General features: G+C 70.7%; 18 protein-coding genes. 16 read left to right on the top strand and 2 right to left on the bottom strand.

Annotation, left to right across the window (positions count from 1 at the left end; genetic code table 11):
* Position 1 precedes the first annotated feature (1 nt).
* The 5 genes from CIK81_RS12820 to CIK81_RS12800 all read left to right on the top strand — a co-directional run bounded on the left by CIK81_RS12820 (position 2) and on the right by CIK81_RS12800 (position 6,273).
* Positions 2-976 carry a carbohydrate ABC transporter permease gene (locus tag CIK81_RS12820; RefSeq protein ID WP_096196199.1) on the top strand — a complete coding sequence of 325 codons (975 nt, stop codon included), beginning with the start codon at positions 2-4 and terminating at the stop codon, positions 974-976.
* Entirely contained in the window at positions 969-1,931 is a 963-nt protein-coding gene (locus CIK81_RS12815; protein WP_241964155.1) for a carbohydrate ABC transporter permease, read from the top strand. Before CIK81_RS12820 ends, CIK81_RS12815 begins: the two co-directional genes overlap by 8 nt.
* 107 nt (positions 1,932-2,038) lie before the next feature.
* Positions 2,039-2,947, top strand: a complete 909-nt coding sequence (locus CIK81_RS12810; RefSeq protein WP_114355781.1) for a MurR/RpiR family transcriptional regulator — start codon at positions 2,039-2,041, stop codon at positions 2,945-2,947.
* A gap of 35 nt (positions 2,948-2,982) precedes the next feature.
* On the top strand, positions 2,983-5,211 hold the full coding sequence (locus CIK81_RS12805; protein ID WP_114355780.1) for an FAD-dependent oxidoreductase: 2,229 nt from the start codon (positions 2,983-2,985) through the stop codon (positions 5,209-5,211).
* Between the two features lie 111 nt (positions 5,212-5,322).
* On the top strand, positions 5,323-6,273 hold the full coding sequence (locus tag CIK81_RS12800; protein ID WP_114355779.1) for a VOC family protein: 951 nt from the start codon (positions 5,323-5,325) through the stop codon (positions 6,271-6,273).
* A 463-nt stretch (positions 6,274-6,736) separates the two neighbouring features.
* Here the strand turns inward: CIK81_RS12800 and CIK81_RS12790 are convergent, their stop codons facing one another.
* Positions 6,737-7,450, bottom strand: a complete 714-nt coding sequence (locus CIK81_RS12790) for a DsbA family protein (RefSeq protein ID WP_114355777.1) — start codon at positions 7,448-7,450, stop codon at positions 6,737-6,739.
* Positions 7,451-7,686: 236 nt separating this feature from the next.
* Here CIK81_RS12790 and CIK81_RS12785 point away from each other — a divergent pair, with 236 nt between their 5' ends.
* The 5 genes from CIK81_RS12785 to CIK81_RS12765 all read left to right on the top strand — a co-directional run bounded on the left by CIK81_RS12785 (position 7,687) and on the right by CIK81_RS12765 (position 11,594).
* A complete protein-coding gene (locus tag CIK81_RS12785) occupies positions 7,687-7,935 on the top strand; it encodes an AbrB/MazE/SpoVT family DNA-binding domain-containing protein (RefSeq protein WP_018021349.1) in 249 nt (82 codons plus the stop codon).
* Positions 7,932-8,861, top strand: coding sequence for an ABC transporter ATP-binding protein (locus CIK81_RS12780; RefSeq protein WP_114355776.1), 930 nt, complete (start codon positions 7,932-7,934; stop codon positions 8,859-8,861). Before CIK81_RS12785 ends, CIK81_RS12780 begins: the two co-directional genes overlap by 4 nt.
* Positions 8,858-9,610 (top strand): ABC transporter permease, encoded by a 753-nt coding sequence (locus CIK81_RS12775; protein ID WP_018021351.1) that lies wholly within the window; start codon positions 8,858-8,860, stop codon positions 9,608-9,610. Before CIK81_RS12780 ends, CIK81_RS12775 begins: the two co-directional genes overlap by 4 nt.
* On the top strand, positions 9,607-10,596 hold the full coding sequence (locus CIK81_RS12770) for an IS481 family transposase (protein WP_114355775.1): 990 nt from the start codon (positions 9,607-9,609) through the stop codon (positions 10,594-10,596). Before CIK81_RS12775 ends, CIK81_RS12770 begins: the two co-directional genes overlap by 4 nt.
* A 46-nt stretch (positions 10,597-10,642) precedes the next feature.
* A protein-coding gene (locus tag CIK81_RS12765) for an IS5 family transposase (RefSeq protein WP_114355774.1) occupies positions 10,643-11,594 on the top strand; the annotation gives its coding sequence in 2 pieces (ribosomal slippage) (positions 10,643-11,020 and positions 11,022-11,594; 951 coding nt in all).
* Here CIK81_RS12765 and CIK81_RS12760 read toward each other — a convergent pair.
* Positions 11,576-13,032, bottom strand: a protein-coding gene (locus CIK81_RS12760) for an IS3 family transposase (RefSeq protein WP_241964154.1) whose coding sequence is annotated in 2 segments (ribosomal slippage) — positions 11,576-12,654 and positions 12,654-13,032 — 1,458 coding nt in all. Because the reading frame shifts where the segments join, the coding sequence is not laid out codon by codon here. The genes CIK81_RS12765 and CIK81_RS12760 overlap by 19 nt on opposite strands.
* 338 nt (positions 13,033-13,370) lie before the next feature.
* Here CIK81_RS12760 and CIK81_RS12755 point away from each other — a divergent pair.
* From CIK81_RS12755 to CIK81_RS12730, 6 genes are all read left to right on the top strand, one after another.
* Entirely contained in the window at positions 13,371-16,838 is a 3,468-nt protein-coding gene (locus CIK81_RS12755; protein WP_114355773.1) for an ABC transporter transmembrane domain-containing protein, read from the top strand.
* Positions 16,839-16,963: 125 nt separating this feature from the next.
* On the top strand, positions 16,964-18,157 hold the full coding sequence (locus tag CIK81_RS12750; protein ID WP_241964153.1) for a glycosyltransferase family protein: 1,194 nt from the start codon (positions 16,964-16,966) through the stop codon (positions 18,155-18,157).
* A complete protein-coding gene (locus tag CIK81_RS12745; protein WP_096196195.1) occupies positions 18,147-19,511 on the top strand; it encodes a glycosyltransferase in 1,365 nt (454 codons plus the stop codon). Before CIK81_RS12750 ends, CIK81_RS12745 begins: the two co-directional genes overlap by 11 nt.
* A 2-nt stretch (positions 19,512-19,513) precedes the next feature.
* Entirely contained in the window at positions 19,514-20,716 is a 1,203-nt protein-coding gene (locus CIK81_RS12740; RefSeq protein WP_114355772.1) for a glycosyltransferase family 4 protein, read from the top strand.
* A complete protein-coding gene (locus tag CIK81_RS12735; protein WP_114355771.1) occupies positions 20,713-22,674 on the top strand; it encodes an ABC transporter ATP-binding protein in 1,962 nt (653 codons plus the stop codon). The genes CIK81_RS12740 and CIK81_RS12735 overlap by 4 nt, the downstream gene beginning before the upstream one ends.
* Positions 22,671-23,822 (top strand): phosphotransferase (locus tag CIK81_RS12730; RefSeq protein WP_114355770.1); only part of this gene is annotated, 1,152 nt, incomplete at its 3' end. The genes CIK81_RS12735 and CIK81_RS12730, both read left to right, overlap by 4 nt.

Genomic DNA, 23,822 nt, shown 5'->3' with positions numbered 1-23,822 from the left:
GATGGCGATCGTGGACACCAGGAACGACCCGGCAGGCGCGTCGGCCGGAATCGGCGCTGCGGGCGCCCGACGGCCGCGGCGCACGGGAAGGGCGCCGTCGGAGCCGAGACCGTACGTGGGATGGCTCTTCGTCGCGCCGAACCTCCTCGGGGTGCTGGCCTTCACCTTCATCCCGCTGATCTCGGTGGTGCTGCTCTCGTTCACCCAATGGAACCTGGTCTCGGGCTTCGCGGGCATCGAATTCGTCGCCCTGGACAACTTCCTCGCCGTGTTCCAGGACCCCACCTTCTGGCGCAGCCTCGTGATCACGATCGTGTACGCGGGGGTCGCCGTGCCGCTCACCCTGGTGGTGGGACTGGCGCTGGCCCTGGCGCTGAACCGGGACATCCCGGCCCGCGGCCTGCTGCGCGCCGCCTTCTTCGTCCCCTACATCGTGAACATCGTGGCCATCGGCATGACCTGGCAGATGCTGCTGGACCCGGAGGCCGGACTGGTGAACCAGGCCCTCGGAGCCTTCGGGGCGGAGGACCTGCCGCAGTGGTTCGCCTCCTCGAACTGGGCACTGCCAGCGCTGATCCTGGTGACGATCTGGTCCCAGGCCGGCTACGCGAACCTCATCTACCTCTCTGCGCTGCAGGACGCTCCCACGCAGCTGTACGAGGCGGCCCGCATCGACGGAGCCGGGCGCTGGGCGTCGTTCCGCGCCATCACCTGGCCGTCCCTGCTGCCCACCACCGTGTTCCTGCTGGTCACGCTCTTCGTCGGGATCTCGCAGACCTTCGGCATGATCGCCCTGATCACCAACGGCGGCCCCGGGGACTCCACGACCACGCTGTCGTTCTACATGTACCAGACCAGCTTCCAGTTCTACCGGTTCGGGTACGCCTCCGCCGTGGGCCTGGTGACCTTCATCGGCATCTTCGCCATCATGCTCCTGATGTGGCGAGCCCAGCGAGGAAGGGCGCTCCATGACTGACACGACCACCGCCGATCCAGGCGGACAGGCAGCGCGCGGGGGCGCGCATCCCGGCACGAGGACGGGCGCGCAGGCCGGCGCAGGGCCGAGCCCCGGCACCGGCATGGCCGCGCGGCAGGCGCTGCGCAAGCGCCGCGAGCGCGTGCGCCGCTGGGCCTGGGGGATCCCGATGTGGCTCCTCGCACTGGTGTTCCTGCTGCCCTTCGCCTGGATGATCTCCACCTCCCTCAAACCGGATGTGGAGGCCTTCCGGATCCCCATGCAGTGGGTCCCGGACGAGCCCCGCTGGGAGAACTACACGGAGGTGCTGTTCGGGGAGAGCTCGATCCTCATCCCCTTCGGGAACTCGGTGTTCGTGGCCGCGCTCCGGGTGCTCGGCGAGCTGACCACGGCGACCCTGGCCGGGTACGCCTTCGCCAAGCTCCGCTTCCCCGGGCGCGGCAAGGTGTTCATCGCTTACCTCGCCACCTCCCTGATCCCGGCCCAGCTGCTGCTGGTCCCGCGCTTCGTGTACTTCGAGAAGCTCGGCCTGTACGACACCCTGTGGGCACTGATCCTTCCGGGCATGTTCACCGTGCTGGGGACCTTCCTCATGCGCCAGTACTTCGTCTCCCAGCCGGACGAGTTCGCGGAGGCCGCGCGGCTCGACGGCGCGAACGAGCTCCAGATCTTCTTCCGGATCTATCTGCCGAACGCGCTGTCGATGATCAGCGCGCTGGCGATCCTCACGTTCGTCTGGTCCTGGAACGATTACGAGACCCCGCTGGTCTTCCTCTCCACCCCGGAGAACTACACGCTCCCCATGGGGCTGACCAGCTTCACCGACGAGAACGGGGCGATGGCGGCAGGACTGTCGATGGCCGCATCGGTCATCTCGATCGTCCCGATCCTGCTGGTGTTCCTGATCTTCCAACGCCGATTCGTGCGTGCGATGACCGAGAGCGCTCTGAAGTAGGCGCATGCCCGTCTGCTCCGAGCACACTGGTCGCGGTCGCTCGCAGCGGCCTCCACGGCCCACGGCCGACGTCTCCCGCCCACGCGAACGTACAAGGACGAACATCCATGAGCACCACTCCCGACCCCGCCGCGTCCCCGTCGGCCCTGGGCCGGCTCCACGAGGAGCTGCCCCGGCTGAACCCGGGGCATCGCCGGATCGCCGAGGCGATCCTCGCCGACCCCCTTGCTGCCGGGGACTCCTCGATCACCGCCCTCGCGGCCTCGGCGGAGACCTTCCCCGGCGCGGTCTCCCGTTTCGCGCGGAAGCTCGGATACGCCGGGTTCCCGGCCCTGCGGGCGGCGATCGCCCTCGACAACGGCAGAGCGGCGCAGTCCGGATGGGAGCGGGACATCGGAACGGCCATCACGCCCGCCGACGCCCCCGGGGAGGTCCTCGACATCCTGGCGGGGACCGCCGCCCGTGCCCTGCGCGACGCCGCCGCGCTGATCGACCAGGCGCAGGTCGAGCGCGCGGCCGAGGCGATCACCGCGGCCGAGCGCGTGCACCTGCACGGGGAGTGGGGCGACTCCATCGCCGTGCGGGAGCTGTACCTGCGGCTCCAGCGGATCGGCGTCGCCGTCTGGTGCCACGAGGCGGGGTCACGCACCCTCGAGCTCGTCTCCCGCACCTTCACCGAGCGGGATGTGGTCCTGGTGCTGAACCGCTCCGGGAAGGACGAGACCGCCCTGCAGCTGCTGCGGAGCGCAGCGCGGGCCGGCGCCACCACGATCGCCGTGCACGGAGCGCCCGGTGCCGAGCTCGATCGGGCGGCCGACATCCCGCTGTTCACCGGCATCCGGAACGGTGCGGTGTGGACCCAGCATTTCGCCGGCCGCGCGAGCGACACCCTGCTCACCAGCATGCTCTGGCTGCTCGTCGCCCAGCGCCGCTCCGCCGACCCCACCATGCGCTTCGTGGACGACGGGACTCTGGAGACGAACTCGCCCGCCTCGCGGCACGACACCGACCTCTGACCTCACGCATCACCACCCCCGCAGGAAGGATCCCCATGCTCACCGAATCCGTCACCACCGACATCGTCGTGGTGGGAGGAGGCCTCGCCGGCGTCTGCGCAGCGATCGGAGCCGCCCGTCAGGGCAGCCGTGTCGCCCTCGTCCAGAACCGGCCCGTCCTCGGCGGGAACTCGTCGAGCGAGGTGCGGGTCTGGGTCTGCGGCGCCACCGCGCACGGGATCCACCTGTTTGCCCGCGAGACCGGCATCATGGGCGAGCTGTATGTCGAGAACCAGTTCCGCAACCCCGACGGGAATCCGTACTACTGGGACCTGCTGCTGCTGGAGAAGGTGCGTGCCGAGCCGAACATCGAGCTCTTCCTCAACACCGATGTGACCGAGGTCGAGGCCGACGGGCCCGACGATGCCCGGGCGATCCGCTCCGTCACCGGGTGGATGAGCGGCTCCGAGCGTCGGATCAGGTTCAGCGGTGAGTCCTTCATCGACTGCAGCGGCGACGGCCTGGTCGGCCACCTGGCCGGCGCGGAGACCATGCGGGGGAGCGAGCCGCGCGAGAGGTTCGGGGAGTCCTGGGCGCCCGAGCACGCGGGGGAGGACATGCTCGGCTCCACGATCCTCTTCTACACCAAGGACGTCGGGCATCCGCAGAAGTTCGTCGCCCCGCCGTTCGCGGTCGACATCGCAGCGACCGCCATCCCGCAGAACCGCGTGATCCGGCAGACGATGAACGGCTGCGACTTCTGGTGGATCGAATGGGGCGGCCACCTCGACGTCGTCCGCGACAACGAGCGGATCCGTGATGAGCTGCAGGCCGTCTGCTACGGACTCTGGGACCACATCAAGAATTCCGGGCGATTCGATGCGGACACCCTCAGCCTCGAATGGGTGGGCGCCGTGCCCGGCAAGCGCGAGTACCGACGGTTCGTCGGCGATCACATCCTCACCCAGCACGACGTGCTCGGCCAGACCGAGTTCGACGACCGGATCGGCTTCGGCGGCTGGTCGATCGACCTCCATCCGGTGGGCGGTGTGTACGCGAGCGAGAAGGGGTCGCGGCACTGGCACCCCGACGGGAACTATCACATCCCGGTGCGCGCGTTGTACTCGCGCAACGTCTCGAACCTGTGGATGGCAGGTCGGGACATCAGCGCCAGCCACGTCGCCTTCGGGAGCACCCGTGTGATGGCCACCTGCGGCATCCTCGGTGAGGCCGCCGGAATCGGCGCCGCGGTCGCCGGCCGCCTCGAGGTGAGCCCGCGCTCCCTCGCCTCCGACCACGTGCCCGCGCTGCACCGGGCGATGGTGCGCGCGGATGCCTCCCTGCTCGGCGTCGCCGACGACGATCCGGCGAACCTGGCACGTGGAGCCGAGGTGACGGCGTCCTCCCACAAGCGGACGCTCGCCTCGACGCGGAGCACGGGACAGGTCGTGCTCGATCACGACCTCGCCCTCGTGCTGCCGGTCGACCCGATGCTGGGGTCGGTCGAGGTCCTGGTCGACGCGATCGAGGACACCGAGCTCGTCGTCGAGCTGCACAGCGTGGGCCGGCCTCAGAACTACCTGCCCGCGTCGCGCGTGCGCAGCGTCGAGGTGCCGGTGCGGCAGGGCCGGTCCTGGGTGCGGGCCGACCTGGACTGGGAGCCGGAGGCGGCGCAGAACGCCGTGGTCGTGCTGCGCCGGAACCCGCTGGTCGAGGTCCATCAGGGCGATCGGGTGGAGCCCGGCACGGTCACGATGAGGCACCGTGATCTGCCGCCGGACGAGGCGAGCCCTGAGCAGTGGCGGTACTGGAAGGAGACGCTGCACGGGCGCGGCATCTGCTTCCGTGCAGGGTCGCCCACCCGTGCCTTCGTCCCCGAGCAGGCGGTCGGCGGCTACGCACGGCCCTACGGCGGTCCGGCTCTGTGGGTCTCCGCCGATACGGCCGAGGACCCGCAGCCCTGGCTGCAGCTGCGCTGGTCGGCGCCCCAGGAGATCACGGCCATCGACCTGGTGCTCGACGACGACCTCAACGAGGACCTCATCAACCTCCACCATCACCGCACCCCGAACGACACGATGCCGACCCTGGTGCGTACCGCTCGCCTCGAAGTGCTCATCGACGCGCAGTGGCAGGAGGTCGCCCGGATCCGGGAGAACCGCGAACGCCACCGGTCCTTCCCGCTCGAGCATCCGCTGCGCGCCGATGCCCTGCGCGTCGTGATCGAGGACATGAACGGCGCGACAGCGGCGCGCATCGTGGCCCTGAGGGCCTACGGGGACTGAGCGCGGACGGGGGTGAGGGAGCGCGAAGGGTGTGCGTCACCCAGTCGTTGAACTTTCAGCTAAAACGAGTCATGCTGGGCCTGTCGATCACCGTCGGAAGGACCATCGCTCATGACCACCTCGCCCCAGGCCACGTCCGCCCCCGTGACGGGGGTGGTTGACGAGCGCCACCTCTCCGCCGATCTCGCCATGGATGCCGTGACCCTGCGCGTCGGCGACCTCGAGCTGATGAGCTCCTACTACGAGAACGCCCTCGCACTGACCTCGCTCGAGGAGAAGGCGCGCGTGAACGGCGAGGTCCACCGCGTCCTCGGCCGCGGCGGCATCCCCTTCGTGCGCCTCGTCGCCACCCCTGGCCTGCCCGCCGTCGACCCCCGACAGGCCGGCCTCTTCCACACCGCCTTCCTCTTCGAGGACCAATCCGCGCTCGCCGGGACCGTGCTGCGCGCCGCCCAGGATCCTCGTTCGCGCTTCGTCGGCTCGAGCGACCACCTCGTCTCCGAGGCGTTCTACTTCACCGATCCTGAGGGCAACGGCATCGAGCTGTACTGGGACCGTCCCCGCGACCAGTGGACCTGGAGCAACGGCCAGGTCGCGATGGACTCCCTGTACCTCGACCCCAACGCCTACCTCAGCAGGCACCTCACCGACGACGTCGCCGCCGCTCCCGGGATCCGTCCCGGCATCGTCGGCCACGTGCACCTCCAGGTCGGCGACGTCGACGCGGCCCGCGCGTTCTACGTCGACTCGCTCGGCTTCGAGACCACCGTGGGATCCCACCCCGGTGCCCTGTTCGCGGCGGCCGGCGGCTACCACCACCACGTCGCGATGAACACCTGGAACAGTCGCGGCGCCGGCCCTCGCGCCACCTCGCTGGGCCTGGCTGACGTGGCCATCACGGTTCCCGGCCGCGACGACCTCGACGCCCTGACCGGCCGGCTGAAGTCCGCCGGCCTCTCCTTCGCCGACGAAGGCCGCTCGGTGAAGGTCAAGGACCCGTGGAGCACCCCGGTCACCATCAGCCTGCCCGGCACCGACACCGAGGAGCTGCTGGCTCGCTGACCGTGCCGCGGGGCCGGCCGGCTGGCCTGTCGCGCCCCCTGTGGCCGCTGGCCGGATGGGTGGCGCCCCCGTGGCCGGCTGGGCGGCCGTGCGGTTGGGGTGGAGCGGAAACGCGGGACTCTATGGACCCGCCGAACCCATATGCGGGTTGGCCGCTTCATAGAGTCCCGCGTTCTGCATATGTGGTGGGTGGGCGGAGGGCGAACGGAGCTGGCGGCCCACTTCCGTCCGCCTGCCTGTCTGTCTATTGTCACCGCCCGCGCGGCCGACACGGCGACTCCTCAGTCGCAGGTGCCGTCAGGCGCGCAGGACGCGCCGCCCTCGACGTCGCCACCGAGCAGCGACGTGAGCGAGACCAAGGGAGGGGAGGTCTGCGACTCCGTACTGTCCGCGGCGACGTCGCGCTCACTCTCGCCGAACGGACTCGCGTCGCGCCTGCTCGAGCCGGGGCTCGCCATATCGGTCATGACTGTGTCCGCTCGGCCCGAGCGTCGTCGATGATCTGTCGCAGAGCCTGGCGAAAGGCGTCCAGCGGCAGCGCGCCGGGGGCGGTGTATTTGTCGTTGAACAGGAAGAACGGGACGCCGCGCGCACCCATCTGTGTCGCCTCGCGCACGTCGGCCTCGACCTGCGCGTCATGCGTCTCCCCGGCATGGGCGGCCCGCGCCGCAGCCTCGGGAAGACCGGCCTCGACCGCGCGCGCCACCACGGCGTCGGCGTCGAACGGATTCGAGGTGGCGGTGAAGTAACCGCGCTGCACGTCCATGAAGAAATCGGTCGCAGCGTCGATGCCCTGCGCCTCGCCGATCGCCTGCATCACGCGATGCACGCCGCGGGTGTTGGCGATCGGGCGGTTGATGACGTACTCGCGACCAAGCTCCTGTGCCATCGCCTGGACCTGCCCCTCCATCTCGCGCACCTTCTCCTCCGGCATGGCCTTGGCCGTGACGAGATGGGCGATGTTGTCTCCCGCGATATCGGTCGGCGCCGTGGGGTCGAGCTCGAAGGAGTGGGCGCGCACTTGCACCTGGTCCTCGAGGCCCTCGGCGGCGATCGCGTCGTGCAGGCGGGACTCTCCGAGGTAGCACCACGGGCAGACCACGTCGGTCCACACGTCCACGGTGATCAGCGGCTCGGCGGGGGCCGGGATGCTCGAGGTCTGGTCGTCGTCGGTCATGCCGGCCTCCATCGTGGTGCAGGTGCAGGTGCAGGTGCAGGTGCAGGTGCAGGTGCAGGTGCTTGAAAACGGTACTACGTGGAGTGAGCAGGCGCGAGAGGCATGGGCAGCGGTTCGCTCGCGGCGCAGTGCGGCCCTAGGTGTACTGACCGGACACGTTGATCGACTACATGCCGTGAGGTCACCTCCTGGTTGGTGCCACTTGTTATACTTGTGGCACCAACCAGGAGGTCAGCATGGACATGGATCAAACGCCCCCACCGGGCAAGTACGCCGCGACGGTCAAGGTCGGCCCCAAGGGACAGGTCGTCATCCCCAAGGGCGCGCGGGAGCTCTTCGATATTCACCCGGGCGACACCCTGCTCCTGCTCGCTGACGCGAACCAAGGGATCGCTTTGATGCGCCAGGAGACGCTCGATCAGATCGTCATGCAGGCGATGCCTAGCCATCAGGCCCCCGTGGACTCCGAGGGTGATGAGGGATGAAGAATGTCGTGAGCTGTGCGGCTGTCAGCCGCAACTTCGGCAGCTTCACTGCCCTCGAAGACGTCTCCTTCAAGGTCCGCGAAGGAGAGATCTTCGGGGTCGTGGGCCCGAATGGTGCTGGTAAGACGACCCTGTTGAACTGCCTGGAAGGACTGGACCGCCCCTCGTCTGGGCGCGTCGAGGTGCTCGGCTGCGACCCCATCAAGGACCAGCACTCGTTGGCTCAGCAAATTGGGGTCCAGCTGCAAAGCGCGGCCCTGCCACCTCGCCTCACTGTGCAGGACGCCCTCGAGCTCTACTCCGCCCTCTACGAGCGTCCGCGGCCTTGGCGCGAACTGCTGAAGGATCTGGGGATCAAGGACAAGGCCAACGCCCGCGTTGACAGGCTCTCGGGTGGGGAGCGTCAACGAGTGTTCGTCGCCCTCGCCTTGATCAACCGTCCCCAGCTCGCCTTCTTGGACGAGCTCACCACCGCTCTCGATCCTCAGTCACGTCGAAACATGTGGGACACCGTCGAGCACGTCCGCGATAGCGGTGCAACGGTCGTTCTCACAACCCACTACATGGAGGAGGCCGAACGGCTATGCGACCGTGTAGCCATCATCGACCACGGCCGGTTGGTTGCTTTGGACACAGTGGCTTCCCTCATCCAGCAACACGCCGGCGAAACCACGGCGAAGCTCATCCTGTCGGCGTCGCCTAGCGCAGAGTTCGACCTCAACGGAGTTCCTGGCGTGACCAGCGCTCGAACAGAGGGACGGGAACTGACCATCCGCGGCGCTGCGGACGGGCTGCAGGGCGTCCTTGCTGCACTGGCGGCACACCGCATCACCGTAACGAGCATGAGCACGACGACCCCCGGCCTTGAAGACGTCTTCCTGGCCCTCACCGGTCGACACATCACCACCGAGGAGCAGGCGGCATGAACGCATATCGAGCCCTTCTCAAAGCCCTATGGCGCTCCCAGCGCCGCGACCCTGTAGGCCTGTTCTTCTCTTTCGGTTTCGCGCCGGTTTTGGTGCTGGCCTTGGGTGTGATCTTCGGTAACGATCCGCGACCGGAGTTCGGTGGACGGGGATTCCTCGATGCGACCCTGCCCGCCTTCGCCTCTCTTGTTCTCGCCATGACCGGGGTCCTCCAGGTGCCCGTGGCGATGCTGACCCTTCGTGACACGGGCGCACTCCGACGCCTGAGTCTTACGCCGCTGCGTCGTTCCACCTTCATCGCAGCGAGCCTCACCGTGCACTTCGTCGTAGGTATTGCGGGCATGCTCACCGCTTTGGCGATTGGAATCGGGGTTTTCGGGGTGCCCATGCCTAGCCACGTCCCAGGTGTCCTGGCCGTGTGCCTCATCGGGCTCAGCACCTTCCTCGCAGTGGGTTGCGCGCTTGCGGCGCTCTATCCGTCCGCCACTGCCGCTACGGGCATAGGGAACGTGCTCATGATCCTGCTCATGCTCACATCCGGAGCCTTTACGCCATTGGCGGCGATGCCGTCGGCGATTCAGCAGATCGTTAAGTATTCACCCGTCCGTTGGTTCGTCGAAGCCGCTCAACACGCGTGGGACGGCGACCCACTAGCCGCCATGATCATGCCGGTGTTTCTTCTGTGCGTTGTACTCGCTGTCGCTGCTCTCGTTGGCCGGTGGCGCTTCCAGTGGGAGCCGGTCCGATGACGACGCACGCGAACGCCGCTCTCACACCTCGCCACCGACTCAAGGTCGCCCGCCTCGTCGTCGACGAAGGATGGCCGATCAGCGAGATCGCAGCCCGGTTCCAGGTGTCGTGGCCCACCGTGAAGCGTTGGGTTGACCGCTATCTGTCCGGCGAGTCCATGCAGGACAGGTCCTCGCGCCCGAAGAACTCACCGACCAAGACATCGCTCGCGGTCACGAAGCGCTGTATCAGCCTGCGAATGAGGCTGCGAGAAGGACCGGTTCAGCTCGCCGTGCGCGTCGGTGTCGCTCCATCGACCGTGCACCGCATCCTGCGCTCGGCTCGATTGAACCGACTTGCTTACCTCGACCGCGCCACTGGCGAGCTAGTTCGCCGGTACGAACACCGCTACCCTGGCTCCCTCGTCCATGTAGACGTGAAGAAGTTCGGGAACATCCCCGATGGCGGTGGCTGGCGCTACGTGGGCCGCCGCCAAGGAGAGAAGAACCGTTCCGCCACCCCCGACAAGCCGAAGAACAAGTGGCGCGATCCCAAGCTCGGGTACGCCTTCATCCACACCGTGATCGACGATCACTCACGAGTGGCGTACTCCGAGGCCCACGACGACGAGACCGCCACCACTGCGGTCGCTGTGCTGCACCGTGCGGTCGAGTGGTTCACCGATCGTGGCGTCACTGTCGAACGAGTCTTATCAGACAATGGCGGTGCCTACCGCTCGCACCTGTGGCGCGGCACCTGCGAGGAGCTGTCCATCACCCCGAAGCGGACCCGCCCCTACCGGCCGCAAACCAACGGCAAGGTCGAACGCTTCCATCGCACAATGGCCGACGGATGGGCTTACGCTCGCTGCTACACCAGCGAGCAGGAGCGTCGCGACGCACTCGCTGACTGGCTCCACCACTACAACCACCACCGGCCGCACACGGCCTGCGACTACCAGCCGCCCATCTCCCGATTGACCAACGTCCCCGGTCAGTACACCTAGGGCGTGTCTCCTATGTGTGAGCTGTTTCGTGCGAGAACGTCGAGGGATGGCTACCGCGACGACTCCTCGGCACCAGGTCCTCACTGACAAGCAGTGGGAGCGAATCGAGCCGATGCTGCCCTCGAACACGGGTCGCAAAGGGCGTCCCTTCCACGACAACCGCAAGATCGTCGAGGGCATCATCTACCGCGCCAGGACCGGGATCCCGTGGCGGGATCTTCCCCGTGAGCAGTTCGGTCCCTGGCAGACGGTGTGGAAGCGCCATTACCTCTACGCCCGCCTCGGTGTTTGGGACCGGATCCATGCCGCGCTGATGGCGCAGGCCGATGCCGCGGGCGATATCGAGTGGATGGTCTCGGTGGACTCGACGATCAACCGAGCTCATCAGCACGGCACCAACACGACGCGTCCTGACCAGCCCACAGGGGGCGACGGCGAACCACAACAATCCGTCTCCTGAAGAGCCTGATGGGCACGCTATCGGGCGCTCGCGCGGCGGGCTGGGCAGCAAGATCCACGCCGCCGTCGACGGCAACGGAATGCCGTTGGCGATCGTGCTCACCGGCGGACAGCGTCACGACGGCGCGATGCTCCTCGAGGTCCTCGACGACATCCGCGTTCCCCGTCTAGGGCCTGGCCGCCCCCGGATCCGGCCCGACGCCGTCGTTGCGGATAAGGCCTACTCCTCGGGCAAGACCCGCCGGATGCTCGCCGCCAGGGGCATCAAAACGGTGATTCCCCAGAAATCCGACGAGATCGCCTCACGCAAGAAGAAGGGCACTCGCGGCGGACGCCCGCCTGCGCTCGACCAGGTCGCCTATGCCGGCCGCAATGTCGTCGAACGACAGTTCGGACTGGCCAAGCAATGGCGCGGGATCGCCACCCGCTATGACAAGCACGCCATCGCCTACCGAGCCGGCGTCGTCCTCTGCGCCGTCATCGCCTCGGAATTTGTCAAGGTGAATGAGGCCAGTGGGAGTCAGGCGGCGGTCTGGTAGGCCTGCTGGTCGTCGTGGTTGGCGGGCTTGTTGATCCAGGCTGCGTCGGGCAGCGTGAGGATCTTCGGGACGGCAGTTGGGGTGCTGAACCGTTCGGGGTGGGCGTTCCGGGCGGTGTTGAGGACGTCGGCGCGGTCGGCGGCCTTCGCGGCGGCGAGGCCGTAGTGAACCTCCGCCGGCGTGTGCAGGCCCAGACCGCCGTGGTGGTGCTCGTGGTTGTAGCGGTCGCGGAACGCGTCCATGAACGCCCTGGCATCGCTGAGAGAGCCGAATCGGTCGGGGAAGACCGGGGCGTACTTCAGCGTCTTGAACCAGGCCTCGGAGTAGGGGTTGTCGTTGGAGACCTTCGGGCGCGAGTGCGAGCGGGTGACCTCCAGATCGGCGAGCAGCGTCGCGACGGTCTTCGAGGTCATCGAGGTGCCGCGGTCGGCGTGGACCACCTCGGGGATGCCGTGGATGGCGAACACCTCGCGCATCATCTCCTCGGCCAGGGGCCCGGACTCGCGGGCGTGGACGTGGACGCCGACGAGGTAGCGGGAGTAGATATCGATCATCACGTAGGCGTCGTAGTAGACGCCCCGGACCGGGCCAGGCAGCTTGGTGATGTCCCAGGAATAGACCTGCCCAGGTGCCGTGGCGACCAGCTCGGGGATCGCCCTCGCCGGATGCCTGGCCTGCCTGCGACGCTCTGTGACCAGGGTGTTCTCCCGCAGTACCCGATACATCGTGGAGACCGAGCACAGGTAGATCCCACGGTCCAGCAACTCGGCGAAGATCTGTATCGGGGTGGCATCGACGAACTCGTCGCTGGTCAGCACCGCAAGCACCCTCGCCCGTTCGGTGCGCGAGAGCCGGTTGGCCGGCACCACCTCCCGCGGCACGGGTGGCCCCGGGCGCTGCTGCCGGCGACTGGCTGTCGCCCGCGAGATGCCGGTCAAGACCGACGCGGCCCGGGTGGGTGTCCCCTGGACGGTGAGGTCGGTGTAGGCGTTCATCAGCGCTTGTTGCGCTTGGTCTCGGTATCCGCGCTCTCGGAGATGTCCTCCAAGAGCGCGCGTGCTTTTCCCATGATCTCCAGCGCGGTCTCGGTGCGATCCAGGCGCTGCTGGGTCGTCTCCAGCTCGCGCCGCAACCGGGCGATCTCGGCCTGCTCCTTGCTGGGCCGGCCGATCGCCTGCCCGGGCTGTTTGCCCTGCAGCACGCCGGCATCGCGCAGCCGCCGCCACTCGGTGATCAACGAGGAATACAGGCCCTCGCGGCGCAGGTAGGCACCGCCTTGCTGCTGCTCGCAGGCCTCCTCGTAGGCGGCCAGGTGGGCGAGCTTCTGCTCGGGCGTGAACCGGCGACGGCGCGGACCATCGGCGCGGGGATGCGAACTGCTCATGGACCCATCATCGCGGGTCGACGACGGCAGCGTGGAGAGAGTCGAGATGCTCATCGGGGTCGTTCCTGATCTCGCCCTGCGAAGGCGGACTTGCTATGAACCACTGGTCTCAACTCACCCTGACACGCAGGGCCTGGCTACGCAAATAGGAGACACGCCCTAGGGGACGACGGGATCCCACTCGGCGTCGGAGCGCACTCATCGGCGGCGGTCGCGCTGGGAGAAAGCGCCCTGACGGTGACACACTGAGGGGTGCCTGTCCTCGCCCAGACAGGTCGCCTTCCGATGACGATCAGGAGTGCCATGTCTTCGCTGTTCCTCCCCTGCGCACCCGCTGCGGCCTATGCCGTGATGGCGGAGCCGGCTGCATGCTGCCCGGAGGTGTCTGCCGCATGAGCTCGCGCAGGAACCGCAATCGCGGCAGGAACGCCAAGAACACGCGAGGCGTCTCGAACGCGCAGGTCTCCGCCGAGTCGGCGGATGCTTCGTCGGCCGACACCGTGAGCCCCGCAGCCGACGAGGATCTGGAGGCGGTGCCGGAGGGCGCGGGCGGCGACGAGCCGGTCGAGTCCGCCGACCTCACCGACGACCCGGACTCTGCCGGAGCACCGGACTCCGCCGCGGCGCTCCACAGCGTGGACGCCCCCGACGCCGAAGCCGACCTCGACCTCGGGGCCCACCCCGACACGGCTACCTCCGGCGCCACCGTCCGCGGCGTCGACACCGATGCGGACGCTCACGGCGGCGTCGCCCCCGCGCGCTCGGCGGAGACCTCGACGCCGGCTGCGTCCCCGGCGTCGGGGCCGACGCTGTTCTCGGCACCATCTCCGGCCGCGGCATCGGTGGAAGACGCCTGGCTGCAGGAGGCTTTCCTCGAGCCCGAGCCCGAGCCCGAGCCCGAGCCCGAGCCCGAGCGTGAACCGGAGCCGGCCGTCGAGCCCGCCTCGAAGGCCGCGATCAGGGCAGCGGCCATGAGGGACGCGGAATCGGGGGATCGCTGGACCGTCGTCGAGCAGAGCGCCGACGACCACGACCACGACCTCGAGGCCGAGCGCACGAGCAATGAGGGGCGGCAGGGCGAGGTCGCTGGGAACCCGACCGAGACGTCTCCTTCCGAGGACTCCCGCGGCGCCGAGGCAGAGACCGCTGAGCCCGGCCCCCGCGAGTACGGCGCACCCGACCGCGATGCTTCACCAGCGGATGTGGACGCCCATGCTGGTTCCGATTCCGCTGCTGACTCCGGCGCCGACAGCGGAGCCCCTCCCCGGGCCGAGGCCGGGCGGGACTTCACGCCCGCCTTCCCGGTCCCGGTCACGATGTCCCCGAAGGCCAAGAAGTTCGGGTGGTCCCGGGACTCGCTGCTGCCACGACCCTCGGCCGAGGACGGTGCGTCGGACGAGCACGTGGAGCCCGTGGAGCCCGTGGAGTCCGTGGAGCCCGTGGAGCCTGTGGTGACCGTCGATCCCGTCGAGCGTGCGCCCCGGCGACCTGCCGGCGCGAAGCCCGGCCGCGGCAGGAAGGCGCCTCGTCTGCGCAAGCAGGCTCACGACGAGCCCCGGTCGGCGCACGAGCCGGCCTCCACGTCCAGCCCGACGACGCCAGCGCGCGGCACGTGGCCCGAGCCCGCCGCGGCTGGTCCGCGACAGCACCCCACGCCGAGGTCCGGTGCCCCCGAAGCCGCCACCACGGCCGCCAACGGACACCGCCGCCGCACCGGTCGCTTCGTCCGCGCCGACGCCACCGCAGCGCCGACCGCGGCCGTCACCGCCACCGCTACCGCCAACGCCACCGCGAATGCACCCCGCGGCGCGACCGCCACCATGCCCCGGGGCGCGACCGCCGCGTCGGTGCCCTCCGCGGCCGACAATGCTGCGACCAGCGGGCCGGAAGCCGAGGCTCCCCAGGGCGAGGGACCCTACCGGAACGTCGTCCAGGTGCTCAGCCCGTACCTGCGCCGCCATCGCGCGGTCCTCATCACCGGCTCGATCTCGCTGCTGCTGAGCGTGTGGCTGCTGGTCGCGCTGCCCTTCCCGCTGAAGTACGCGGTCGACGCGGCGATCGCCTCGACCGGAGCCGACCTCCCGGCGCTGTCGGCCCTCGACGATGACCCCGCGCGAGCGCTCGTCACCAGCGTGATCGTCCTCGGCGGACTGCTGATCCTGCAGGTCATCACCCGGTTCGTGGCCATCTCTGCGCTCGGCCGGGCCGGAGTCCGGATCGCGACCTCCCTGCGCTCCCGGCTGCTCGCGCACCTGCACCGGCTGACCCCGGGATCCGCCGACCATCCGGCGTCGGCCGCCCGTGCCTCCCGCCGCGGCGGGAGGCCGGACGCGGACCCGGTGCGGCCGCTGATCGACGACATCGCCGCCCTGCGGGACCTGCTCTCCCACTCCGGCCCGCGGGCCGCCGCGAGCGCCCTCACCCTGCTCTCGCTGCTGGTCGTCACGGTGATCCTCGACCCGCTCACGGCGCTCGTGCTCGCGGTGACCGGGGCGCTGTTCGCGCTCGCCGTGGGTGTCGGGGTGCGCCGCAGCCGCGCCGCCGAGGCCCGGGCCGCGGTCGAGGCGCAGATGCTCGCCGACACCGCCGACGAGCTGGTCGCGGCCACCGGCACCATCCAGTCCTACGGCCTGGAATCCCGCTCCGAGCGCGGGCTCACCGAGGCCGGCGGGCGGGCCGGGCGTGCCCTGACCCGGGCCCGTCGCGCCCAGGCGATGCTGCAGCTGCTCACCGTGCTCGTCGCCGGGGTCGGCGTGACCGGCACCCTGCTGCTGGGCGGTCCGCGGGTCGAAGCGGGCACCATGACCCCGGGCGACCTGGTGATGCTGCTGGCCGATCTGCTCATCGTGGTCGTCGTGCTGCGCGAGCTGCTCCAGCACGGCGGAGCGCTGAAGCGCGCGACCGCCGCGGGCGACCGCATCGCCGCGCTGCTCGCCCGGAAGGTCGGGATCACCGAACCCCAGCGCACCCAGCCCGTGGACCGGGTGGGCGGCGAGATCGTGTTCTCGGCCATCAACACCCAGGGCAGCGCCGTGGCGGGCGTCGGCGACGGCGCGGCCGACGGCACCGGCAGGCCCGTCGGGGCAGCGGCCGAGACCAGGGCCGACGGCTCCCTCGACGGCACCGCCGACACGTCCTCGAGCACCGCGCCCAGCAGCCCCGAGCACTCCGGGGCGCAGCTGTTCGACACCGTCTCGCTGGTGGTCCCCGCAGGTCAGCACGTCGCCCTGCTGGACCATGAGGGTCGCGAGGCCGCCGCGCTCATCTCGTACCTGCTGCGCTTCGACCAGCCGGACACCGGCCGGGTGCTGCTGGATCGCTTCGACACCCGTGCGGTCTCCCTGACGGATCTGCGCCGGCAGATCGCCGTGGTGCAGCGGGAGCCCGTGCTGTTCACCGACACGGTGCGCGAGAACATCCGCATCGGCCGTCCCGACGCCACCGACGCCGAGGTGGCCGACGCCGCCCGCAGGGCGGGGATCGACGACGTCATCGCGCAGCTCGCCCAGGGCTTCGACACGGTCCTGGTGGGGCGCGGGAACGTGCTCAGCGACGGCCAGCGGCGCCGGATAGCGATCGCTCGCGCGCTGCTCCGCGACGCCCCGATCGTGGTGCTCGATGCGGCGGACTCCGGTCTGTCCGGGGCGGAGCGACGCCCGGTGATGGCGGCGCTCGTCACCCTCCTCGAGGGACGCACCGCGATCGTCTCCAGCCGCGATCCGGAGACGGTCGCCGCCACCGACCGCGTGCTGTGGTTCGAGGGCGGCGAGGTGCGCGAGGACGGCGCTCCGTCGGTGCTCGCGGCCCAGGAGGACTCCCGCCTGGCGCGCTGGCTGCGCAGTCAGGACGAGAGCGTCTGATCCGACGGGTGGCCTCCGGTCCGGTCACTTCCTGAGAGAGTCCTCATCCGCGCCTCATCCCCACCTCATGGCCCTTTGCGATTCTCCTGGCGTTCACTCGAGACGCTGCAGGAGGCCCGGACCCCATGGTGGAGACCACGATCGCGCTGTACTCCCACGACTCCGTGGGACTCGGCCATGCGCGACGCAACCGCGCGCTCGCCTACGCGCTGGCCGAGCAGCTCCCGGCACTGACCGGCACCGCCGTGCGCGGACTGCTGATCGCCGGGCATCCCGACGCGGGCCGCGACCCGCTCCCGGACGGCTGGGACTGGCTCGTGCTGCCGGGCCTCACCCGCAGCGGCGACGACTATGTGCCGCGACGGCTCGGGACGGACGCCGACGCCCTTCGTGACCTGCGCAGCGCCACCATCGACGCCGCGCTCGCCGTGCTCCGTCCCGACCTCCTGATCGTCGACCGCCACCCCTTCGGCATCGACGGCGAGCTGCTGCCGGTGCTGCGCAGCCAGCGCGCTCGTGGCGGGGCCACCGTGCTGGGCCTGCGCGAGGTGCTCGACACCCCGCGCGTCGCCGCCGCCGAATGGGAGCGGCTGGGCGGCGCCGGCCACGTGGCCCGGCACCTCGACGCGGTCTGGGTGTACGGAGACGGGCGGGTCTACGATCCCCGTCGCACCGGAGAGCTCCCACTAGCGCTCGCCCGTCTCGCCACCACCACCGGCTACCTGGGCCACGGCCGCCCCGCCGTGCGCCGCCCCCGCCCGAGCACCGCTGCGCCCGATCCGTTCGTCCTGACCGTCCTCGGCGGCGGCTCCGACGGCACCGAGCTCGCCCGCCTCGCCGTGCGCGCCGAGCCGCCCGCCGCCCACCGGCACCTGCTGATCACCGGCCCCCAGATGGCGCCCGCCGAGGTCACGGAGCTGCAGGCGCTCGCCGGGGAACGGACCACCGTGGTGCGCACCGCACCTGACGCACCCGAGCTGACCGCCGAGGCCGCCGCCGTGCTGTGCATGGGCGGGTACAACACGATCGCCGAGCTGCTGGTCACCGACACCCCCGCCCTCGTGGTCCCGCGCAGCCGCCGCCGCCAGGAGCAGCGCCGCCGCGCACACGCCCTCGCCGCCGTCGGAGCCCTCGAGACCACCGAGATCACCGACCTCGCCGTCGCCGACCTCACCGCCTGGTGGGACCGCGCCGTCACCACCCGCGCCCCGCGCGACGGCGTCGACCTCGACGGCCTGTCCGTCGTTCCCCCACTGGCCGCAGAGCTGCTCGCGGCCACCGCATCGACCCCTGCAGAGGTGAGCATCCATGCAGTCTGACCAGCCCCGACGCATCGGCTACGTGCTGAAGATGTACCCCCGCTTCTCCGAGACCTTCATCGTCTCCGAGATCCTGGCGCGCGAGGCGGCGGGGGAGGAGATCATCATCTTCTCGCTGCGCCCGCCCACGGACGCCCGCTTCCATCCCGAGCTGGCGCGGGTCCAGGCCCCCGTGATCCCCGTCGGCCGCTCCTCGAGCCCCCGTCGGCTCTGGGAGACCTGGCGCGAGGGGATGGCGGATCCTGCGATCGCCTCCGGGCTCGCGAGGAGCCTCGAGGACCTGGTCGCGGCGGAGGCCGACGAGGCCGAGCAGGCGATCGCCGTGGCGCATCTGGCGCGCGAGCACGGCGTCACCCACCTGCATGCCCACTTCGCCTCGATGGCGACCACCGTCGCACGCCTCGCCGGCCGCCTCTCGGGCCTGCCGTACTCCTTCACCGCTCACGCCAAGGACATCTTCCATCGCGATGTGGAGGACGCGGACCTCGCCCGCAAGCTGCGCGACGCCCACCACGCGGTCACCATCAGCCGGTACAACCTCGACCACCTGCGCGAGCGCTTCGACCACCGGGACGTGCAGCGCCTGCACCTGGTGCGCAACGGCCTCGAGCTCGAGCGCTTCCCGTATCTCCCGCGGCCCGCGCTGCGGCAGGTGCCGCGGATCCTCGCCGTCGGCCGGCTGGTCGAGAAGAAGGGCTTCGCCCACCTGATCGAGGCGGTCGCCGCGCTGCGTGAGCAGGGAGTCTCCGTGACCGCCGAGATCGTGGGCGACGGTCCGCTGCACGAGGAGCTCGCGGACCAGATCGCGCGCCACGGTCTGGGAGAGGCCGTGCACCTGCTGGGCCCCCGCACCCAGGAGGAGGTGCGCCTTCTGCTGCAGGAGGCGGACCTCTTCGCCGCCCCCTTCGTGATCGCCGAGGACGGCAACGCCGACGGCCTGCCCACCGTGCTGCTCGAGGCGATGGCCAGCGGCATCCCCTGCATCGCGGCGGACGTCACCGCCGTGGGCGAGGTGGTGCGCACGGGGGAGACCGGCTGGCTGATCCGCAGCGGGGACATCGACGAGCTCGTCGCCGCGCTCCGCAGTGCGGTCGGCGCCGGCCCCGATCTGCGGCGCCTGACCGACGCGGCCCGCGCGCTCATCGAGGCCGAGTACGCCTCCGCCGGGCAGGCCGCTCGCCTGCGCACCCTGGTCGACGCCCCGACGGACGCCCCGACGGACGCCCCGTCCGGAGACGCGGCCGACGGGTCGGACGATGCCCGGGCCGTCGCGTCCACTGCCCCGTCCTCCACTGATCCGACGCCCGCGCCGGTGCTCGCCGCCGACGCCGCCGTCACCACCCCGAGGAGCTGACCATGCGCATCGCCTACATCCTGCTCGACCCCGGTATCGGGGTGTTCGGCACCAAGGGCGCCTCCGTGCACGTCCAGGAGGTGATCCGAGCCCTGCGCGCCGACGGCCACGAGGTCACCGTGTTCTGCACGCGCGTCGATGAGCACGTGCCCGCCGACCTCGCCGATCTCGAGGTGCGCCGCCACCGCCTGCCCAAGGGCACCGGCGCCGAGCGCGAACAGGCCGTCGCCACCGCTGCCGGCGAGATCGCCGCGGCGATCACCGCAGGCGGCTTCGACCTCGCCTACGAGCGCTACTCCCTGTTCTCCGACGCCCTCGCCCGTCTCGCGGATCCCGCCGCCGGCCCGCCGGTGCCCGGGATCCTCGAGGTCAACGCCCCGCTGATCGAGGAGCAGCGCCGCCACCGTCACCTGCACGACGAATCCGCCGCGCTCGGCGCCACCCGCGCCCAGCTGCAGGCCGCCCAGGTGGTCTCCTGCGTCTCCCCGGCCGTCGCCGCTTGGAGCCGCGGCCAGGGCGCGGAGCCTGATCGCGTGGTCGTCACCCCCAATGGGGTGAACACCGCCCGCATCACCCCGCGTCCGCACCGCGGGGCTGACCTCGGCACCGCCGGCACTGCCCGCACTGCCGATATTGCCGGAACTGCCGATGAGGGCGACGCACCCGTGACCGTCGGCTTCGTGGGCACCCTCAAGCCCTGGCACGGCACCGACCTGCTGCTGCGGGCCCTCGCCCGCACCCACGGCGACCTGCGCCTGGACATCTGCGGCACCGGCCCCCAGCAGGAGGAGCTCGAGCAGCTCGCCGCCGAGCTGGGCATCGCCGACCGGGTGCTGCTGCGCGGCGCCGTGGCCCCCGAGCTGGTGCCCGCGGTGCTGCACGGCCTCGACATCGCCGTGGCGCCCTACCCGGCCGGCGAGCACTACTTCTCGCCGCTGAAGGTCTACGAGTACCTCGCCGCGGGCCTGCCCGTGGTCGCCTCCGCGATCGGCACCATCCCCGAGGTGCTGCGCGACGGCGAGCTGGGCATGCTCGTCGAGCCCGGGGACATCGACGCCCTCGCCGCCGCCCTCGACACCCTGGCCGCGGATCCGGCGCGTCGGGACCGGCTGGGGCGCGCCGCCCGCGAGGCCGCGCTCGCCGAGCACGACTGGCGCAGCCGTTGCCGGGGCCTGCTGGCGCGGATGGAGGTGACCGTCCGATGAGCAGCTCCGCTCGTTCGAAGAAGGACCGGATCGACCCGTCGGCCCTGCGCCGCACTCTGCGGATCATCCGCCCCCACCTCCCGCGCCACCTGCTGCTGTGCGGCCTGGGCATGCTCGCCCTGCTCGCCGACGTCGTGTTCCGGGTGCTCGAGCCCTGGCCGCTGAAGTACGCGGTCGACGCGGTGACCTCGTCGCTCGGCGCCTCGATGCCGGATTCCACGCCGTTCGGCCTGGATCTCACCGGGACGGTGGTGGCCGCCGCGATCGGTCTCGTGATCATCGTCGGCGGCCGCGCCGCCGCCAACTACCTCGCCACCGTCTCCTTCGCGAAGGTCGGGGCGCGGATCGCCACCGAGCTGCGCACCCGCGTGTTCGACCATGTGCAGGCCCTCTCGCTGCGCTACCACCAGAAGGCGTCGATCGGGGACACCTCCCAGCGCCTGGTGGGGGACATGGGGCGCCTGCAGGACGTCGCGGTCACCGCCGGCCTGCCGCTGGTGGGCAACGTGATCACCCTCGGCGTGCTGCTGGTGGTGATGACCCTTCTCGAGCCGCGGCTGGCCCTGATCGTGGTGGTCGCCGCGATCGGGTACCTGCTGCTCTCGCGCACCTCCTCGCCGGAGATCGTCACCGCCTCCCGCAGCACCCGCAAGGGCGAGGGCTCCCTGGTGGGCGCCGCCGCCGAGGCGCTCGGCGCGATCCGCGTGGTGCAGTCCTACGGGCTGGAGAAGACCGTTGCCCACGAGTTCGCCGGCGGCAACGAGAAGGCCATGAAGGCCGGCGTGCGGGCCAAGCGCCTGGCCGCCGGGCTCGAGCGCTCCACGGACGTGCTGGTGGGCATCGCGCAGGCCGCGGTGCTGATCGCCGGCTCGCTGCAGGTGCTGCGCGGGTCCATGACCCCGGGCGACCTGGTGCTGTTCATGATGTACCTGAAGATCGCGATGAAGCCCCTGCGGGACATGGCCAAGTACACCGGCCGTATCGCCCGCGCCACCGCCTCCGGGGAGCGCATCGCGGACCTGCTGGACGAGCAGATCGAGATCACCGATCCGCCGCACCCGGAATCCCTGGCCGGCGCCCCCGGCACGGTCGAGATCCGGGGCCTGCGCTCCCGGGACGGCCACGGCCGCCCGCTGTTCGACGGGCTCGACCTCACCATTCCCGAGGGCCAGCATCTGGGCATCCTGGGCCCGTCCGGCGGCGGCAAGTCCACGCTGGTCTCCTACCTGATCCGGCTCGCCGAACCCGAGGACGGCGTGCTCCGCGTGGGCGGTCACGACGTGCGGTCGGTGGCGCTCGAGGACCTGCGCCGGCACCTCTCGGTGCTCCCGCAGGAATCCGTGCTGTTCTCCGTCTCGGTGAGGGAGAACATCCGCTACGGCCGTGAGGACGCGAGCGACGCCGAGATCGAGGAGGCGGCCCGCCGGGCGGGCGCTCACGACTTCGTGAGCGGTCTGCCCGACGGGTACGACACCGTGCTCGGCAACCGCGGGGACACCCTCTCCGGCGGGCAGCGCCAGCGCATCGCGATCGCCCGCGCGCTGATCCGCCATTCGCCCGTCGTGGTGCTCGACGAGCCCACCACCGGCCTCGACCCTGCTTCGAAGGCACAGGTGGGCGAGTCGCTCCGGGAGCTCTCCCGGGATCGCACCACCATCTCGATCACTCACGACGTCGCGGCGGTCGAGGGCCTGGATCGCGTGCTGTGGCTCGAGGACGGCGCCATCCTCGAGGACGGCAGCCCCCGTGCCCTCGCCGCCGATCCGAACTCACGGTACGCGCGCTGGATGCTCGAGCAGCGGGCCGACGAGGATGCCCCCGACGACGCGGCGGCGGACACCCGGCACGACGATGCGGGCGACATCGGGCACGACACAGCGGCGGACGCCTGGTCCGACGCGGAACTGGACGCCTGGCATTTGGAGGCCCCGGCCTTTCCGAAGGAGGCACGCTCATGAGCACCGCCCGTCTCGCCGCGCACGCCGATCTGCCCGGTGTCGAGCAGATCCTGGAGCCCGGTGCGCTCTCCGCGCTGCACGGGGAGGACCTCTCGCTCCTCAGGGGCCGCCTCAAGCCCGGCGCGAGCGCGCTGGTCGCACACTGTCAGGTCGCCGCCGCCGCCGCTGATGCCGATGCCAGAGCCGGAGCCGCTGGCGGGGCCGACGCCGCTGACGAGGCCGACGCCGCGCGCGGGCCGTCGCCCGAGGGCATCGGCTGGACTCTCCTGATCGCCTCCCCGCACAAGCGGGACGGCGTGCTGCGTCGCGCCGCCCGCTCCGGGGCCGAGGTGCACGAGCACACCGGCCCCGCCGAGGGACCGTTCCTGCTCAGCGGCGGTCTCGAGGCGGACCCTCGGCTGGGACGGCTGGTGCACCGCGTGCTGCGCTCGCTCCGGCAGACGCCGCGGGTCCTCAGCTACAACCCCGCCCGCCACCTGGTGCTGCATCTCCCGCAGACGGGGCAGGTCGTGCGCATCGCCACCCGCCCTCTGGACGACCTGCTGTACGTCACCCGCTGCTGGACCGCGCTGGGCGTGCCCACCATCGCGCAGCGGCCATGGCGTCGACGCTCATCCGTGCTGGTCAGTGAGCACTGGGGGACGGGCGATCTGGCGCACCATGCCCAGCATCGGCGGGCTCTTCGCGCCGCCGAGGCTGCCGGTGCGGCGCTGTCGCAGCTGCATGACGCCGCGGTCGCGGCCGACGAGCTGCCTGAGGCACGCCTCGGCGAGCGGATCCCCGCGACCCTGCCGGAGATCGCGGCCCTGCTCCCCGAGCAGGCGCCTGCCGTGCACCGTCTCGGGCGGCTGCTGCGGGACCGGCTGCCCGAACACCCCCGCACCGGGCTGATCCACGGCGACCTCAGCCCCGACCAGGTGCTCCTGGACCTCCAGGACACGGGTTCCCTCCCGCAGATCCGCGTCATCGACCTGGACCGCTCCGGCCACGGGCCGCTCGGCGCCGACCTCGGAAGCTGGCTGGCGGCGTGCCTGAGCGCGGACACCCCGGAGCTGGGAGCTGCGCTGCTGGCCGGCTATGCCCGCGCGGGCACGCCGCCCGAGGCGGAGGAGCTCGCGGCCTGGACCGCCCGCGCCCTGCTGGCCGGG

Origin of the sequence: Brachybacterium sp. JB7, assembly GCF_003335205.1 — a bacterium.
In the GTDB taxonomy this organism is placed as follows: domain Bacteria; phylum Actinomycetota; class Actinomycetes; order Actinomycetales; family Dermabacteraceae; genus Brachybacterium; species Brachybacterium alimentarium.
Note: the sequence above shows the minus strand (reverse complement) of the source record. Positions and strands in the feature narration are given on the sequence as shown.

What these genes read in the sequence shown, in the direction of transcription:
- CIK81_RS12820 (WP_096196199.1), top strand. Translation starts at nt 2, where the DNA reads ATGGCGATCGTGGACACCAGGAACGACCCGGCAGGCGCGTCGGCCGGA.
- CIK81_RS12815 (WP_241964155.1), top strand. Translation starts at nt 969, where the DNA reads ATGACTGACACGACCACCGCCGATCCAGGCGGACAGGCAGCGCGCGGG.
- CIK81_RS12810 (WP_114355781.1), top strand. Translation starts at nt 2,039, where the DNA reads ATGAGCACCACTCCCGACCCCGCCGCGTCCCCGTCGGCCCTGGGCCGG.
- CIK81_RS12805 (WP_114355780.1), top strand. Translation starts at nt 2,983, where the DNA reads ATGCTCACCGAATCCGTCACCACCGACATCGTCGTGGTGGGAGGAGGC.
- CIK81_RS12800 (WP_114355779.1), top strand. Translation starts at nt 5,323, where the DNA reads ATGACCACCTCGCCCCAGGCCACGTCCGCCCCCGTGACGGGGGTGGTT.
- CIK81_RS12790 (WP_114355777.1), bottom strand. Translation starts at nt 7,450, where the DNA reads ATGACCGACGACGACCAGACCTCGAGCATCCCGGCCCCCGCCGAGCCG.
- CIK81_RS12785 (WP_018021349.1), top strand. Translation starts at nt 7,687, where the DNA reads ATGGACATGGATCAAACGCCCCCACCGGGCAAGTACGCCGCGACGGTC.
- CIK81_RS12780 (WP_114355776.1), top strand. Translation starts at nt 7,932, where the DNA reads ATGAAGAATGTCGTGAGCTGTGCGGCTGTCAGCCGCAACTTCGGCAGC.
- CIK81_RS12775 (WP_018021351.1), top strand. Translation starts at nt 8,858, where the DNA reads ATGAACGCATATCGAGCCCTTCTCAAAGCCCTATGGCGCTCCCAGCGC.
- CIK81_RS12770 (WP_114355775.1), top strand. Translation starts at nt 9,607, where the DNA reads ATGACGACGCACGCGAACGCCGCTCTCACACCTCGCCACCGACTCAAG.
- CIK81_RS12755 (WP_114355773.1), top strand. Translation starts at nt 13,371, where the DNA reads ATGAGCTCGCGCAGGAACCGCAATCGCGGCAGGAACGCCAAGAACACG.
- CIK81_RS12750 (WP_241964153.1), top strand. Translation starts at nt 16,964, where the DNA reads ATGGTGGAGACCACGATCGCGCTGTACTCCCACGACTCCGTGGGACTC.
- CIK81_RS12745 (WP_096196195.1), top strand. Translation starts at nt 18,147, where the DNA reads ATGCAGTCTGACCAGCCCCGACGCATCGGCTACGTGCTGAAGATGTAC.
- CIK81_RS12740 (WP_114355772.1), top strand. Translation starts at nt 19,514, where the DNA reads ATGCGCATCGCCTACATCCTGCTCGACCCCGGTATCGGGGTGTTCGGC.
- CIK81_RS12735 (WP_114355771.1), top strand. Translation starts at nt 20,713, where the DNA reads ATGAGCAGCTCCGCTCGTTCGAAGAAGGACCGGATCGACCCGTCGGCC.